13 protein-coding genes are annotated in these 14,118 nt (G+C 72.7%); 9 read left to right on the top strand and 4 right to left on the bottom strand.

What is annotated here, in order from left to right; all coding sequences use genetic code 11:
- Nucleotides 1-92: 92 nt before the first annotated feature.
- Complete coding sequence (locus BJY14_RS41905) at nt 93-1,529, bottom strand: XRE family transcriptional regulator (RefSeq protein WP_179848661.1); 1,437 nt, start codon at nt 1,527-1,529, stop codon at nt 93-95.
- A gap of 150 nt (nt 1,530-1,679) precedes the next feature.
- Between BJY14_RS41905 and aceA the strand changes: the two genes are divergently transcribed.
- The 5 genes from aceA (at nt 1,680) to BJY14_RS41880 (ending at nt 7,416) form a co-directional block, all read left to right on the top strand.
- Complete coding sequence (gene aceA, locus BJY14_RS41900) at nt 1,680-2,963, top strand: isocitrate lyase (protein WP_179849974.1); 1,284 nt, start codon at nt 1,680-1,682, stop codon at nt 2,961-2,963.
- A gap of 238 nt (nt 2,964-3,201) precedes the next feature.
- A complete protein-coding gene (locus tag BJY14_RS41895) occupies nt 3,202-4,719 on the top strand; it encodes a M1 family metallopeptidase (protein WP_179848660.1) in 1,518 nt (505 codons plus the stop codon).
- A 105-nt stretch (nt 4,720-4,824) separates the two neighbouring features.
- Nucleotides 4,825-5,613, top strand: coding sequence for an ABC transporter permease (locus tag BJY14_RS41890; RefSeq protein WP_179848659.1), 789 nt, complete (start codon nt 4,825-4,827; stop codon nt 5,611-5,613).
- Complete coding sequence (locus tag BJY14_RS41885; RefSeq protein ID WP_312879729.1) at nt 5,606-6,424, top strand: ABC transporter permease; 819 nt, start codon at nt 5,606-5,608, stop codon at nt 6,422-6,424. Before BJY14_RS41890 ends, BJY14_RS41885 begins: the two co-directional genes overlap by 8 nt.
- Complete coding sequence (locus BJY14_RS41880) at nt 6,424-7,416, top strand: ABC transporter ATP-binding protein (RefSeq protein WP_246396312.1); 993 nt, start codon at nt 6,424-6,426, stop codon at nt 7,414-7,416. Before BJY14_RS41885 ends, BJY14_RS41880 begins: the two co-directional genes overlap by 1 nt.
- Here the strand turns inward: BJY14_RS41880 and BJY14_RS41875 are convergent.
- Complete coding sequence (locus BJY14_RS41875) at nt 7,365-8,030, bottom strand: response regulator (protein ID WP_179848658.1); 666 nt, start codon at nt 8,028-8,030, stop codon at nt 7,365-7,367. The genes BJY14_RS41880 and BJY14_RS41875 overlap by 52 nt on opposite strands.
- Nucleotides 8,027-9,655 (bottom strand): sensor histidine kinase, encoded by a 1,629-nt coding sequence (locus BJY14_RS41870; protein ID WP_179848657.1) that lies wholly within the window; start codon nt 9,653-9,655, stop codon nt 8,027-8,029. The genes BJY14_RS41875 and BJY14_RS41870 overlap by 4 nt, the downstream gene beginning before the upstream one ends.
- Before the next feature lie 158 nt (nt 9,656-9,813).
- On the opposite strand from BJY14_RS41870, the gene BJY14_RS41865 reads away from it, so the two are divergent.
- From BJY14_RS41865 to BJY14_RS41855, 3 genes are all read left to right on the top strand, one after another.
- Entirely contained in the window at nt 9,814-10,659 is an 846-nt protein-coding gene (locus tag BJY14_RS41865) for an ABC transporter ATP-binding protein (protein WP_218905834.1), read from the top strand.
- On the top strand, nt 10,649-11,590 hold the full coding sequence (locus tag BJY14_RS41860) for an ABC transporter permease (protein ID WP_179848656.1): 942 nt from the start codon (nt 10,649-10,651) through the stop codon (nt 11,588-11,590). Before BJY14_RS41865 ends, BJY14_RS41860 begins: the two co-directional genes overlap by 11 nt.
- A 67-nt stretch (nt 11,591-11,657) precedes the next feature.
- On the top strand, nt 11,658-12,713 hold the full coding sequence (locus BJY14_RS41855; RefSeq protein ID WP_179848655.1) for an ABC transporter substrate-binding protein: 1,056 nt from the start codon (nt 11,658-11,660) through the stop codon (nt 12,711-12,713).
- Between the two features lie 65 nt (nt 12,714-12,778).
- Here the strand turns inward: BJY14_RS41855 and BJY14_RS41850 are convergent, their stop codons facing one another.
- Nucleotides 12,779-13,249 carry a hypothetical protein gene (locus BJY14_RS41850; RefSeq protein ID WP_179848654.1) on the bottom strand — a complete coding sequence of 157 codons (471 nt, stop codon included), beginning with the start codon at nt 13,247-13,249 and terminating at the stop codon, nt 12,779-12,781.
- A 181-nt stretch (nt 13,250-13,430) separates the two neighbouring features.
- On the opposite strand from BJY14_RS41850, the gene BJY14_RS41845 reads away from it, so the two are divergent.
- A complete protein-coding gene (locus BJY14_RS41845) occupies nt 13,431-14,114 on the top strand; it encodes a hypothetical protein (protein WP_179848653.1) in 684 nt (227 codons plus the stop codon).
- The last annotated feature ends 4 nt before the right edge of the window (nt 14,115-14,118 follow it).

Below are 14,118 nucleotides of genomic sequence, written 5' to 3'. Positions count from 1 at the left end.
CCCAGCAAACGCCAGATCCGCCCAGATCAGCGGCCGCCCGCGCCGCTCACGGCGGACCGACCCGAAGGTTTAACGCGGCCACAACACGTCCGTCATTCGGCGGCGTGCCGGTCCAGGAACTCGTAGACGTCGGCCTCGTCGACGCCGGGGAACGCTCCCGGCGGCAGGACCGACAGGACGTGCGAGTGGGCGCGCGCCGACGGCCAGGCCATCCCCTCCCACCGGTCCGACAGCGCCTTCGGGGGCCGCTGGCAGCAGTCGCCGTCGGGGCAGGCCGACCTGACCCGCCGGGTCGTCTCCCGGCCGCGGAACCAGCGGGAGTCCTCGAACCGGACGCCCAGCGTGATCGCGAAGTCGCGCTCGTGGCTGGGGTCGATGTGTGACAGGCACCAGTACGTCCCGTTCGGGGTGTCGGTGTACTGGTAGTAGACGGAGAAGCGGTCCGCGGCGCCGAACACGTGCCGCCCGGCCCACTCCCGGCACATCCGCTGGCCCTCGATCGCGCCGTCCTCGTCCTGCGGGAAGGCCAGGCCGTCGTTGGCGTACGCCTTGTAGATCGTGCCGTTCTCGTCGTTCTTGGTGAAGTGCAGCTGCAGGTCGAGGTGGTGGGTCGCGACGTTGGTGAAGCGGTGCGCGGCCATCTCGTAGGAGACGGAGAAGACGTCCGCCAGGTCCTCGACCGACAGCTCCCGCGCGGCCTTGGCCTCCTGGAGGAACGGGACGACGCTGCGCTCCGGCATCAGGATCGCGGCGCCGAAGTAGTTGGCCTCGACGCGCTGGCGCAGGAAGTCGGCGAAGTCGCGCGGCTGGTCGTGGTCGAGGGCGATGTGCCCGAGGGTCTGCAGCAGGATCGTCCGCGGCGTGTGCATGCCGAGCTGCTCGCGCTCCAGGTAGATCCGCCGGTTGCGCAGGTCGGTGATCGAGCGGACCGAGCGCGGCAGGTCCTGGACGTACTGGAGGCTGAAGCCGAAGTGCCCGACCAGCGTCATCAGCAGCCCCTGCGACACCGCGCCGCGCCGGTACCCCACCGAGTCGAGGGTCTGGGACGCGACGCGCTCGATGTCGGCGAAGTGGTTGCCGCGCTCGTGCATCTGGCGGCGCAGCTCGGCGTTGGCCTTGCGAGCCTCCTCGGGGCTCGCGGTGGGCTTGGTGCGGCTGCGCTTGAGCTCCCCGTACAGCGCGAGGATGTGCTCGATGATCTCGTTCGGCATCCGCTTGCCGACCTTCAGGTGCGACAGGCCGAGCGTCCGGTACAGCGGGTCGCGCTGCGCCTCCTCCAGCTGGATCTCCAGCTGGGCGCGCCGGCTGGGGGGCTGGCGGCGCAGGAGCTCCTCCACCGGGCACTCCAGCGCGGCGGCGAGGGCCTGCAGCAGGGACAGCTTGGGCTCGCGCCGCCCGTTCTCCAGCAGGGAGAGCTGGGACGGGGCGCGGCCCACGCGCTCGCCGAGCTCCGACAGCGTCAGGCCGCGGGCGCGGCGCAGATGGCGCAGCCGCTGGCCGAAGGTCACAAGATCGACGTCACTCGTCAAGTTGAGGGGTTCTTCTGTCCGCAAGGTCGTCACGGCTTCATCGTAGCGGAAATTTCGCACTTCTTCTGTTACTCGTCAGTTCATAACGGGCTTGCGCCGGGGGCATAGTCGGGAGCAAGCACCCAGGGGACGACACGGAAGGGCAAGATGATGAGCGACAGTCGCCTCAAGGGCGCAGCCGAGGAGCTGCAGCGGCAGTGGGAGTCCGACCCTCGTTGGAAGGGCATCGAGCGGACCTACACGGCCGAGGACGTCGTCCGGATCCGCGGATCGGTCCAGGAGGAGCACACGCTCGCGCGTCTCGGCGCGGAGCGGCTCTGGACCCTCCTGCACGAGGAGGACTACGTCCACTCGCTCGGCGCGCTGACCGGTCTGCAGGCCGTCCAGCAGGTCAAGGCGGGCCTGAAGGCCATCTACCTGTCCGGCTGGCAGGTCGCGGCGGACGCCAACCTGGCGGGCCAGACCTACCCGGACCAGAGCATCTACCCGGCGAACTCGGTCCCGGCCGTCGTGCGCCGGATCAACAACGCGCTGCTGCGCGCCGACCAGGTGCAGTGGGCCGAGGGTGAGGGCGACACGCACTTCCTCGCCCCGATCGTGGCCGACGCCGAGGCCGGCTTCGGCGGCGTGCTCAACGCCTTCGAGCTGATGAAGGGCATGATCGCCGCGGGCGCCGCGGGCGTGCACTGGGAGGACCAGCTGGCCTCCGAGAAGAAGTGCGGCCACCTCGGCGGCAAGGTCCTCATCCCGACCTCGCAGCACATCAAGACCCTGAACACGGCCCGCCTCGCCGCGGACATCTCGGGCGTCCCGTCTCTGATCATCGCGCGGACCGACGCCGAGGCCGCGACCCTGATCACGACGGACGTGGACGAGCGCGACCGCGAGTTCATCACCGGCGAGCGCACCGCCGAGGGCTTCTACCACGTCCGCAACGGCATCGAGCCCTGCATCGCCCGCGCCAAGGCCTACGCGCCGTACTCCGACCTCATCTGGATGGAGACCGGCACCCCGGACCTGGAGCAGGCGCGCAGGTTCGCCGAGGCCGTGAAGGCCGAGTACCCGGACCAGATGCTGGCCTACAACTGCTCGCCGTCCTTCAACTGGAAGGCGCACCTGGACGACGCGACCATCGCCAAGTTCCAGCGCGAGCTCGGCCACATGGGCTTCAAGTTCCAGTTCATCACCCTGGCCGGGTTCCACGCGCTCAACTACGGCATGTTCGACCTGGCGCACGGCTACGCCCGCGAGGGCATGACGGCGTACGTCGACCTGCAGGAGCGCGAGTTCGCGGCGGCCGAGAAGGGCTTCACCGCGGTCAAGCACCAGCGCGAGGCCGGCACCGGCTACTTCGACATGGTCAGCACCGCCATCAGCCCCGACTCCTCCACCACCGCCCTGAAGGGCTCGACGGAAGAGGGCCAGTTCCACTGACCCGCGCCGGCCGGCGCCGCCGGCCCCGCTCTCCGGCCTGATCCCCAGGACCCCTAAGGCCCCCGCGTCCCTACACCCGCGGGGGCCTTACGGCGTCCCGGAACACCCCCGCCGCCCCTCTGGCCACCCTTGTCCGGCCCTCACGTTCCGGCCACATTCGGCAATGGATCTCGACAAACGCCGCCGTCGGGGCGCATCGTGAGCCCCGCTATTCGATCTCTCTGAGAGAGGACCCCTGATGGCGCGTCACCCCCGGTTCATCCGGTCCCGGGCGATCCCCGGCCGGATGCTTCCGCTCGCCGTCGCCGCGGTGAGCGTCGTCGCGCTCGCGCCCGCCGCCTCCGCGGACGGGCACGGCCAGCACGGGCGCTTCACCCCCGGCGCCCCCGGTGTCGGCGACCCCTACTTCCCGCTGGAGGGCAACGGCGGCTACGACGTCCGCCACTACTCGCTGGACCTGAGCTACGACCCCGACCACGACCAGCTCGACGGCACCGTGACCGTCACCGCGCGCGCCACCCAGGACCTGTCGCGGTTCGACCTCGACCTGTCCGGGATGGACGTCGACAAGGTCTGGGTCGACCGGCGACAGGCCCGCTACGAGCGGCACGGCCAGGAACTGGTCATCACGCCGCGGCAGGGGCTGCGCAAGGGACGGACCTTCACCGCGGTCATCAGGTACGGCGGCGTGCCGCAGACCATCGTGGGCTCCCCGATCGTCTTCGGCTCCCCCTACGGCTTCCTGCACACCCCCGACGGCGCGTTCGTCGGCGGCGAGCCGAACGGCGCCAGCACCTGGTTCCCCGTGAACGACCACCCGAGCGACAAGGCCACCTACGACTACACGATCACGGTGCCGAAGGGCCTGACGGCCGTCGCCAACGGCCGCCCGGCGGGGCACCGCTCCGCCGTGGCCGGCTTCAGCCGCCGCGCGTCCAAGACCCGCGCGGAGGTCTTCAAATGGCGCGAGGACAGCCCGATGGCGAGCTACCTCACCACGATCGACATCGGGCGGTGGGACGTGAGGCAGGGCCGGACGCCGCGCGGCGTCCCCAACTACACGGCCGTCGACCCCGAGCTGCTCGCCGCCCAGCCGGACGCGGTGAGCTTCTTCTACGACACCACCAGCGAGGTCACCGACCTCTGGTCGAAGACGTTCGGGGAGTACGCGTTCGGCAGCACCGGCGCGATCGCCGACGACGCCCGTTTCAACGGCCAGCCGCTCGGGTTCTCCCTGGAGACGCAGAGCAAGCCCGTGTACTCGGCCGTGCGCAGCACCGGCACGATCGCGCACGAGCTGGCGCACCAGTGGTACGGCGACGCGGTCTCGCCCGCGCAGTGGAAGGACGTGTGGCTGAACGAGAGCTTCGCCACCTGGTCCGCGTGGTACTACACCGAGGTGGACGGCGGCCGCTCCGTGCACGACGCGGCCCGCGCCACCTACGCCGCCCGCCCGTTCCCCGACGCGGCGGGGCGCCCGTACTGGTCGGTGCTGACCGCCGACCCGCAGCGCGACACCATGTTCAACGACCGCGTGTACAGCGGCGGCGGCATGATGCTGCAGTTCCTCCGCGAGAAGATCGGTGACGAGAAGTTCTTCACCCTGCTCCGGACGTGGTACGCGCAGCACAAGTACGGCAACGCCCGGACCGGGCAGTTCACGGCGCTGGCCCAGCGGATCGCCGGGCAGGACCTGAGCGGGTTCTTCAAGGACTGGCTCTACTCCCCCGTCAAGCCCGACATCCCGCAGGACTGAGTCCGTCCCGCACGTGGACCGGGCCCCCGGCGCGACCCGCCGGGGGCCCGTCTGTGTGCGAAAGTACGTGGTCGGGGCCGGGCCGCCGGTCTAGGATCCCGGCAGGTGGGCGTTCTTCCGTGGGTGTGGTGGTACGGGTTCCGCCGCCACACCGCCTATCCGCTCGGATCCCTGACCGAGTCGCTCACCAACACGATGTTCGGCTTCCTGCGCGCCTACGTGCTGCTGGCGCTGTGGGAGGTCCGGCCGTCGCTCGGCGGGTACGCGGCCGCCGACGCCGTGACCTTCTGCTTCGTCACCCAGGCCCTGATCGGGCCGGTGCAGGTCTTCGGCGGGATGGAGCTGACCGAGCGCATCCGCAACGGGGACGTCGCGATCGACCTGCACCGCCCCGCCGGGCTGATGGGCTGGTGGCTGGCGCACGACCTCGGCCGCGCGGCGAGTTCGCTGGTGCTGCGCGCGGGGCCGCCGCTGCTGGCCGGCGCCCTGGCGTTCCCCTTCCGGTGGCCGGCTCCGGCGCACCTGGCCGCGTTCGCGGTGGCGCTGGTCCTGGCGGCGGTGGTGAGCTTCGGGCTGCGCTACCTGGTGGCGATGGGGATGTTCTGGCTGCACGACGACCGCGGCCTGAGCGCCGTCACGCTCGTGATGTCGCTGTTCTTCTCCGGGATGATCCTGCCGCTCGTCGTGTTCCCCGGGCGGCTCGGCCAGGCCGCCGAACTCCTGCCGTGGGCGGCGCAGATCCAGGTGCCGGCGGACGTGTTCCTCGGCCGCCACGACGGCGCCGGCCTGGCCGGCGCGCTGGCCTTCCAGGCGGGATGGGCGGCCGTCCTGCTCGGGGCGGGGGCACTGGTCACGCGGGCGGCCCGGCGGAGGCTGGTGGTCCACGGTGGCTGAGCCCGCCGCGCCCGGCGCGCTGCGCGTGTACGGGCTGCTCGCCTGGACGTGGATCCGCGCCGCGGCGCAGTACCCGGTGTCGATGGTGCTGCTCGGCCTGGCCACCGCGGTCGTCTCCGTCCTGGACGCGGCCGCGATCATGGTGCTGTTCTCGCGGGCGCCGCGCATCGCCGGGTTCGGCGTGTCCGAGGTCCTGTTCCTGTACGGTACGTCGGCGCTGTCCTTCGCGCTCTCCGACATCGTCCTCGGCTCGACCGAGCGGCTCGGGGCGCACGTGCGGGAGGGGTCGCTGGACGCGATGCTGGTGCGCCCGGTGAGTCCGCTGGTCCAGATCGCGACGGAGGGCTTCACGCCGCGCCGGCTCGGCAAGCTCGTCCCGGCCGTGCTGGTGCTCGGGTACGCGCTCAGCGGGCTGGAGGTCCACTGGACCCCGGGCCGCCTGGTGATGATCCCCGTCATGGTGCTGTCCGGGGGGGCGATCTTCGGGGGGCTGTGGGTGCTGACGGCCGCGATGCAGTTCGTGCTCGTCGACAGCCACGGGGCGAGCAAGTCGCTCACCTACGGCGGCGCGTTCCTCACCCAGTACCCGCTGACCGTGTTCGCCCGCGACCTGGTCCGCGGGGTGACGTTCGTCGTGCCGCTGGCGTTCGTCAACTGGCAGCCCGCGCTGTACGTCCTGGACCGTCCCGACCCGCTCGGGCTGCCGGGCGCGGCGCGGTTCGCCTCCCCGGCGGTCGCCGCGGCGCTGTGCGCGGCGGCGGCGACCGCATGGCGGGCCGGCCTGCGGCACTACCGATCGACAGGGAGCTGATGCCGGTGCCGATGATCGAGGCCGAGGACGTGGTCAAGACCTTCACCGTGCGAACGCGCTCGGGCGTCCTGCGGCGGGCGCGCCGGCCGGTGCGCGCGGTGGACGGGGTGTCGTTCACGGTGGAGCGGGGCGAGTTCGTCGGCTACCTCGGCCCCAACGGGGCCGGGAAGTCCACGACGATCAAGATGCTGACCGGGATCCTCACCGCGTCGTCCGGCACCCTGCGGGTGTGCGGGCTGGACCCGTCGCGGCGCCGCACGACGCTCGCGCGCCGCATCGGGGTGGTGTTCGGGCAGCGGACGACGCTGTGGTGGGACCTGCCGCTGCGCGCCAGCCTGGCGCTCGTGCGGCGGCTCTACCGGGTCGAGGCCGCCGCGCACCGGGCCCGGCTCGCGGAGCTGACCGCGCTGCTGGAGCTGGAGCCGTTCCTGGACACCCCGGTCCGGCAGCTCAGCCTCGGCCAGCGGATGCGGGGCGACCTCGCGGCGGCGCTGCTGCACGACCCGGAACTGCTCGTCCTGGACGAGCCGACGATCGGCCTGGACGTGGTGAGCAAGGCGACCGTCCGCGACTTCCTGGAACGCGTCAACGCCGAGCGCGGCACCACGATCCTGCTGACCACGCACGACCTCGGCGACATCGAGCGGCTCTGCCGCCGCGTCATGATCGTCGACCACGGCCGGCTCGCCTACGACGGCGGGCTGGAGGAGCTGCGCCGCACCGTGGACGCCGACCGGCTGCTGGTCGTGGAGCTCGCCCGGCCGGCGCCGCCGATCATGCTGGACGGGATCGAGGCCGAGCGGGTGGAGGGGCCGCGGCAGTGGCTCCGGCTGCCGAACGCGGCGAACGCGGCGGCGGTGGTCGCGGCGCTCGCCCGCGACCACGACATCCGCGACATCTCGCTGCGCGAGGCGGGCATCGAGGACGTCCTCGCCGGCCTCTACCGGGGCGACCACGCGTACTGGTGCTCGGGCCGGCCCGTGGCGCCGTAGCGCAGCGTCACCACGACCCGCCCGGCCTCGGCGAGCGCCGCGAGGTAGCGCTGGGCGGTGGCGCGGGAGATGCCGACCTCGTCGGCGATCTCGGCCGCGGAACGCGGCGCGTCCGCCCGCCGCAGCGCGTCGCTGACCAGCCGCGTCGTCACGGGCGACTGGCCCTTGGGGGCGGGCGTGCGGGCGTGCAGCGGCGCGTACAGGGCGCGGACGGCGCCGTCGAGGGCCGCCTGGGAGAGCTCGCTCCCGCCGGACAGCGCCTCCCGGTAGCGGGCGTAGGCGGTGAGGCGCTCGTTCAGCGCGGCGGCGGTGAACGGCTTGATCAGGTAGTGCAGGGCGCCGTGCCGGAGCGCCTCGCGCACGGCGCGGGGGTCGGCCGCCGCCGTCGCCATGATGACGTCGGCGTCCAGCTCGGGCAGCAGGGACAGGCCCGAGGCGTCCGGCAGGTAGACGTCCAGCAGGACCAGGGCGGGCCGCAGCTCGGCGGCCATGGACCTGGCCTGCGCGGCGGAGTGCGCGAGCCCGGTCACCGCGAACCCCCGCAGCGCCGCCACGAACCCGGCGTGGACCTGCGCCACGCGGAAGTCGTCGTCCACCACGAGCACGTCGATCATCGCACCGCCTCCGCGCCCAGCACCCCGGGGAGCCGGGCGACCGCCACGGCCCCGCACCCCTCCGGCCCGCCCGTTCCCGCGTCCACGAACGTCACGTCGCCGCCGCGGGCGCGGGCGGTGCGGCGCGCCAGGCCGAGCCCGAGTCCGCGCGAGCGGCCCGCCGCGGTGTCGCGGGTGGAGACGCCGTCGTCGAAGACGGCGTCGCGCAGGCCGTCCGGCAGGCCGTCGCCGGAGTCGGTGACGGTGGCGTGCAGGTCGCGGCCGTCGCCGAGCAGCTCGACCTCGACGCGGGCGGGCCGCCGCCGCCCGAGCCGCGCCGCCTCGACGGCGTTGTCGACGAGGTTGCCGACGACGGTCGTCACGTCCAGGGCGTCGGCGACGCGGCCCGGCACGTAGCTGCCGGCGCCGATGTCGAGCCGGACGCCCTTCTCGGCGGCGACGGCGGACTTGGCGGACAGGAACGCGCGCAGGTACGGGTCCGACAGGGGGTCGGGGAGGTTGTCGGGCGCCGGGGCGCGGCGCGCGGCGTCCTCCATCAGGGTGCCGACGTAGTCGGCGGCCTCCTCGCTGTGGCCGAGCTGGAGCAGCCCCGAGAGGGTGTGGAGCCGGTTGGCGTACTCGTGGCGCTGCGCGCGGAGGGCGTCGAAGAGGGTGCTGACCGAGTCCAGCTCGCGGGCGAGGGTCTCCAGGTCGGTGCGGTCGCGAAGCGTGATGACGGCGCCGAGGTCGCGGCGGTGCCTGCGAACCTCCCGCCGGTTGACGACGAGGACGCGCTCCCCCGCCGTGACGAACAGGTTCGCGGCGTCGCGCCGCCCCGTGAGGACGTCGCGGAGCGCACCCCGCGCGGCGAGGTCCCCGGCGGGGGCGCCGCGCTCCGGCGCGACGCCGAGCAGCCGGGACGCCTCGTCGTTGCAGACCGCGATCCGGCCCGCGGTGTCGACGGCCACGACTCCCTCGCCGACGCCGTGCAGCACCGCCTCCCGCTCGTGGACGAGCTCGACCAGCTCGTACGGTTCGAGGCCGAGCGTCTGCCGCTTCAGCCTGCGGCCGATCGCGGCGGACGCGACGACGCCGAGCAGGACGGCCCCCGCGACGAACAGCGACATCTCGCGCAGCACGTGCCCGAGCTCCCGGTCGATGGCGCGGGCGTCGAACCCGACGCTGACCTCGCCGAGGATCCGCCCGCCCGGGCCGTACAGCGGCACCTTGCCGCGCGCGGACAGGCCGAGCGTGCCGCGCTCGACGCGGACGACCTCCCGCCCGGCGAGCGCGTCGGAGGGGTCGGTGCTGACGTGCCGGCCGAGCTCCAGCGGGTTCGGGTGGGACAGGCGCAGCCCGCGGTTGTCGGTCACCACGACGAACAGCGCCCCGGTCCGGACCCGGACCCGCTCGGCGCGGTCCTGGACGAGCCCGGCGGGGTCGCCGGCGGCGACCGCCGCCGCGATCTGCGGGTCGACGGCGACGCTGCGCGCCACCGTGAGGGCCCGCTGGCCGTACTGGTCGCGGAGCCGCCCGTCGAGCATCCAGGCGACCAGCCCGTACCCGAGGACCGCCACCACGACGACCACGCCCACCTGCAGGATCAGCACCTGGCGGGCGAAGGAGATGCGGGGCCGGACGGGCATGAGGTGCACCGTAGACCAATCCGGCCCGGCCGCCCAGACCCCGCGTGAGCAGAACGCGCAGAACCTCGGCTATCGCGCTCAACGTGGGGATTCGCGGCTTGCGAGCACATCGCGGGCAAGGGTTCCGGTGACGCGCGCCACATTCGTACGGTGCCGCCGTGTCCACATCAGCATCACCCAAGCCAGACAGCGCCGGGCGGCCCGCCGGGCCCGTGATCGAACTGGACGGCGCCACCAAGCGCTTCCGGTCGGCGGGCGGCGTCCACACGGCGGTCAGGGACCTGCACATGGCCGTGGGGCCGGGCGAGTTCGTCGCCGTGGTCGGCCCGACCGGCTGCGGCAAGTCGACCACCCTGTCCCTGGTCTCCGGACTGGAGCCGGCGTCCGCGGGCCGCGTCCTCGTCCACGGCCGGCCCGTCGAGGGGATCCCCGACGGGGTCGGCTACATGTTCCAGAACGACGCCGTCCTGCCGTGGCGGTCCGTCCTCGACAACGTCGCGGCGGGGCCCCGCTACCGGGGCGCCGGCAAGCGCGAGGCCCGCGACCGCGCCCGGGACTGGGTCGCGCGGGTCGGCCTCGCCGGATTCGAGGGCTACTACCCCCACCAGCTGTCGGGCGGGATGCGCAAGCGCGTGGCGCTCGCGCAGACCCTCGTCAACGAGCCGTCCGTGCTGCTCATGGACGAGCCGTTCTCCGCCCTGGACGTCCAGACCCGCGGTCTCATGCAGGACGAGCTGCTGCGCCTGTGGTCGGGGTCCGGCGCCGCCGTCGTGTTCGTCACGCACGACCTGGAGGAGGCGCTCGTGCTGTCCGACCGGGTCGTGGTCATGACCGCGGGGCCCGCGACGATCAAGGGCGTGTTCGAGGTGCCGCTGGAGCGGCCGCGCGACGCCGAGGAGGTCCGGCTGACGGGCGCGTTCCTCGACATCTACCGCGAGGTGTGGGAATCGCTGCGCGAAGAGGTCCAGATCACCCGCGAGAGAGGGGCCGGACATGCGGCGTGAGACGAGGACGCGCGAGGCGGAGACCACCGCGGAGACCGCCGCGGAGACCACCGGCCCGCCCGAGCCCGCTCCGAAGGCCGCCGTACCGGCGGACGACCACGGCGACCGGGCCGCGATCGCGCGGCTGCGCACCGCCGGGCTGCGCCGCACCCTCGGCATCACCGGCGTCCGGGTCGCGCTCGTGGCGGTCTGGCTCGGATCGTGGGAGCTGGCCGCGCGCCACTGGATCGACCCGTTCTACTACTCGATGCCGTCGAAGATCTGGGAACGGCTCGTCGACTGGTTCACCGAGGGCACCTCGCAGGGGTCGATCTGGGAGCAGATCTCGGTCACGCTCCAGGAGGCGGTCGCGGGCTTCGCGCTCGGTGCGGCCGGCGGGGTCGTGCTCGGCATCGTGCTCGGCCGCAGCCGGTTCCTGTCGGACGTGTGCGCGCCGTTCATCAAGGCCGTCAACGCGATCCCGCGCATCATCCTGGCCTCGCTGTTCATCATCTGGTTCGGGCTCGGCATGCAGTCCAAGATCGCGACGGCGTTCGTGCTGGTGTTCTTCGCGGTCTTCTTCAACGCCTTCCAGGGCGCCCGCGAGGTCGACCGGAACCTGGTCAACAACGCGCGGATCCTCGGCGCGGGCCGGACGCAGGTGCTGTGGACGATCGTGGTGCCGAGCGCCACCTCGTGGATCCTCGCCTCGCTGCACTCGGCGTTCGGGTTCGCCATCATCGGCGCGATCGTCGGCGAGTACACCGGCGCCGACAAGGGCCTCGGCCTGCTCATCAACCACTCCCAGGGCACCTTCGACGCCGCCGGGATCTACGCCGGGATGATCATCATCACCGTGCTGGCCCTGCTCGCCGAGTACCTGCTCACGCTGCTGGAGGGCCGGCTGCTGCGCTGGCGGCCCGCCGCGTCCGGCCACGACGTCCAGCTCTGACCCCGCCCCGCCCGGCCCCCGCTCCCGGGCCTTCCCACCCCTCACCAGCACGACCAGGAGAACCGTCATGCCCAGCACCTCCCTCCGGGCGGGCGCCGCCGCGCTCGCCGCCCTCACAGCCCTGTCGTCCCTGTCCGCCTGCCGCGACTCCCGTTCCGGGTCCGGGGCCGACGGCGGGTCCGGCGGCACCGTCAAGATCATGGTGGGCGGGATCGACAAGGTCATCTACCTGCCCGCCAAGCTGACCGAGCAGCTCGGGTACTTCAAGGAGCAGGGCCTGGACGTCCAGCTGCTCACCGAGCCCGCCGGCGCGCAGGCCGAGAACGTGCTCATCGCCGGGGACGTCCAGGGCGTCGTCGGCTTCTACGACCACGCCATCCACCTGCAGACCAAGGGCAAGTGCGTGCAGAGCGTCGTGCAGATGGCGGACGTGCCCGGCGAGGCGGAGATGGTCACGGCGTCCAAGGCGGGCTCGCTGACCTCCCCGGCCGGGTTCAAGGGCAAGAAGCTCGGCGTGACCAGCCCGGGATCGTCCACCGACTTCATCACCCGCGCGCTGGCCGTGCGCAACGGCGTCAAGACCTCCGACTACACGACGGTGAAGGCGGGCGCGGGCCAGACGTTCATCTCCACGATGGAGAACGGCGGCATCGACGCCGGCATGACGACCGACCCGACCATCGCCAAGCTCGTCAGCACCGGCAAGGGCAAGGTCATGGTCGAGATGCGCACCGAGGACGGCACCCGCCAGGCGCTCGGCGGGCTCTACCCGTCCAGCTCGCTCTACATGGACTGCGCGTACGTGAAGTCGCACGGCGAGACCGTGCAGAAGCTCGCCAACGCCTTCGTCAAGACGCTCGGCTGGATCAAGCAGCACAAGCCGGCGGAGATCGCGGCGAAGATGCCGAAGGACTACGCGGGCGGCGACCCGGCGCTGTACGAGAAGGCCGTCGGCGACTCGATCAGCATGTTCAACGGGGACGGCGTGATGAAGCCGGACGCCGCGGAGAACGTCCTGAAGGTGCTGGCGCAGTTCTCCCCCGAGGTGGCGGAGAAGAAGGGCGAGATCGACCTGGCCGAGACCTACACGACGCACTTCGTCATCAACGCGAAGCAGGGCTGATCGCCTCTGCCGGACCTGACCGGGCCCCGTGACGCGGGCCGGGCCTCGCGCGGGGGCCCGGCCCGTCAGCGTCCCACGGCGGAGTAGAAGTCCGCGTCGGCGCGGTCTTCCCTGCGGCCCGACCCCCAGCGCCGCGGCGCCCAGGCGGGCATCAGCAGCGCGAACCCCATCATCGCGTACACGCCCGACCCGAGCAGCATGCGCAGGCCGTAGTCCATGTCGCCGGCCGGCGGAACCCTGCCGGGCAGGTCGAGGGCGCGGCCGGGGTCGGCCAGGAAGAAGGCGGACGCGCCGAGCAGCGCCAGCGCCGGGACCAGCGAGACCAGCGGCGACGCCCACCGCGCGACGATGATCACGCCCGTCACCAGGCCCACGGCGGCGAGCAGGGCGAACGCGCCGTAGATGCGCGTGCGGTCGGTGATCGCCTGTCCGGTGCCGTCGAAGGACTGTCCGGCCTGGACGTACCCCCAGGCCGCGCCGTACACCAGCGCGGGGGTCAGCAGGACGCCGAGGACGAAGCCGAACGCGTGGCGCACCGCGCATCACATCCATTCGAGCGCGCCCGCCGCGGGGCGCGGGGTTCCGGTAGCGCCCCCATCAGAACACGGGCGCCGGAGACGCCGCAGGAAATCCGTACCGTTTTATGGCGAATCGTTTTGAACGCCGTGGGGTGGGCATCGCGGTCTCATTCGATCCGACAGCACGTTGGAGGAAACAATGTCGACCGCGATATGGGTCGTCGTCGCCCTGGTGGTCGTCGCCGTTCTCGCCGCGGCCGGGTACCTCGCCATGACCCGGTCCCGCACGGCGCGGCTCAGGCGGCGGTTCGGCCCCGAGTACGACCGGGTCCTGGAGCGCCAGGGCGGCCGCGCGGCCGCCGAGCGGGAGCTGCGCTCCCGCGAGCAGCGCCACGAGGAGCTGGAGCTGCGCGAGCTCGACCCCCGGCGCCGCGAGGAGTACCGCGAGCAGTGGGTCCGCGTCCAGGAACGCTTCGTCGACGCCCCCGAGGCGGCGGTCGAGCAGGCCGACCAGCTCGTCACGGTCGTGATGGGCGAGCGCGGCTACCCGGCGCGCGGCTTCGAGGAGAAGGTCGCCCACCTGTCGGTCGAGCACGGCCGCACGATGGACCACTACCGGCGGGCCCACACCATCAGCGGGAAGGCCACGACCCAGGAGGCGTCCACCGAGGACCTGCGCCAGGCCATGGTGCACTACCGCGCCCTGTTCGAGGAGTTGCTCGCCCCCCACGGCGAGGCTCACCACGGCAAGGCTCACCACGGCAAGGGCGAAGAGCACGCCGCGGAGCCCACCGCGGGCGGCGAACACGACGGCAGGCACGCCGCCGCGCCCACCGGCCCGGCCGCCGGGCGGCGCGGCGACGAACGAACCATGAGGAGCTGACCCG

It is taken from the genome of Actinomadura luteofluorescens, assembly GCF_013409365.1.
GTDB classification, from domain to species: domain Bacteria; phylum Actinomycetota; class Actinomycetes; order Streptosporangiales; family Streptosporangiaceae; genus Spirillospora; species Spirillospora luteofluorescens.
The sequence above is the reverse complement of the archived record's forward strand: the minus strand, read 5'-3'. Positions and strand labels throughout refer to the sequence as shown.

What these genes read in the sequence shown, in the direction of transcription:
- BJY14_RS41860 (WP_179848656.1), top strand. Translation starts at nt 10,649, where the DNA reads ATGCGGCGTGAGACGAGGACGCGCGAGGCGGAGACCACCGCGGAGACC.
- BJY14_RS41870 (WP_179848657.1), bottom strand. Translation starts at nt 9,655, where the DNA reads ATGCCCGTCCGGCCCCGCATCTCCTTCGCCCGCCAGGTGCTGATCCTG.
- aceA (WP_179849974.1), top strand. Translation starts at nt 1,680, where the DNA reads ATGAGCGACAGTCGCCTCAAGGGCGCAGCCGAGGAGCTGCAGCGGCAG.
- BJY14_RS41845 (WP_179848653.1), top strand. Translation starts at nt 13,431, where the DNA reads ATGTCGACCGCGATATGGGTCGTCGTCGCCCTGGTGGTCGTCGCCGTT.
- BJY14_RS41875 (WP_179848658.1), bottom strand. Translation starts at nt 8,030, where the DNA reads ATGATCGACGTGCTCGTGGTGGACGACGACTTCCGCGTGGCGCAGGTC.
- BJY14_RS41895 (WP_179848660.1), top strand. Translation starts at nt 3,202, where the DNA reads ATGGCGCGTCACCCCCGGTTCATCCGGTCCCGGGCGATCCCCGGCCGG.
- BJY14_RS41880 (WP_246396312.1), top strand. Translation starts at nt 6,424, where the DNA reads ATGCCGGTGCCGATGATCGAGGCCGAGGACGTGGTCAAGACCTTCACC.
- BJY14_RS41855 (WP_179848655.1), top strand. Translation starts at nt 11,658, where the DNA reads ATGCCCAGCACCTCCCTCCGGGCGGGCGCCGCCGCGCTCGCCGCCCTC.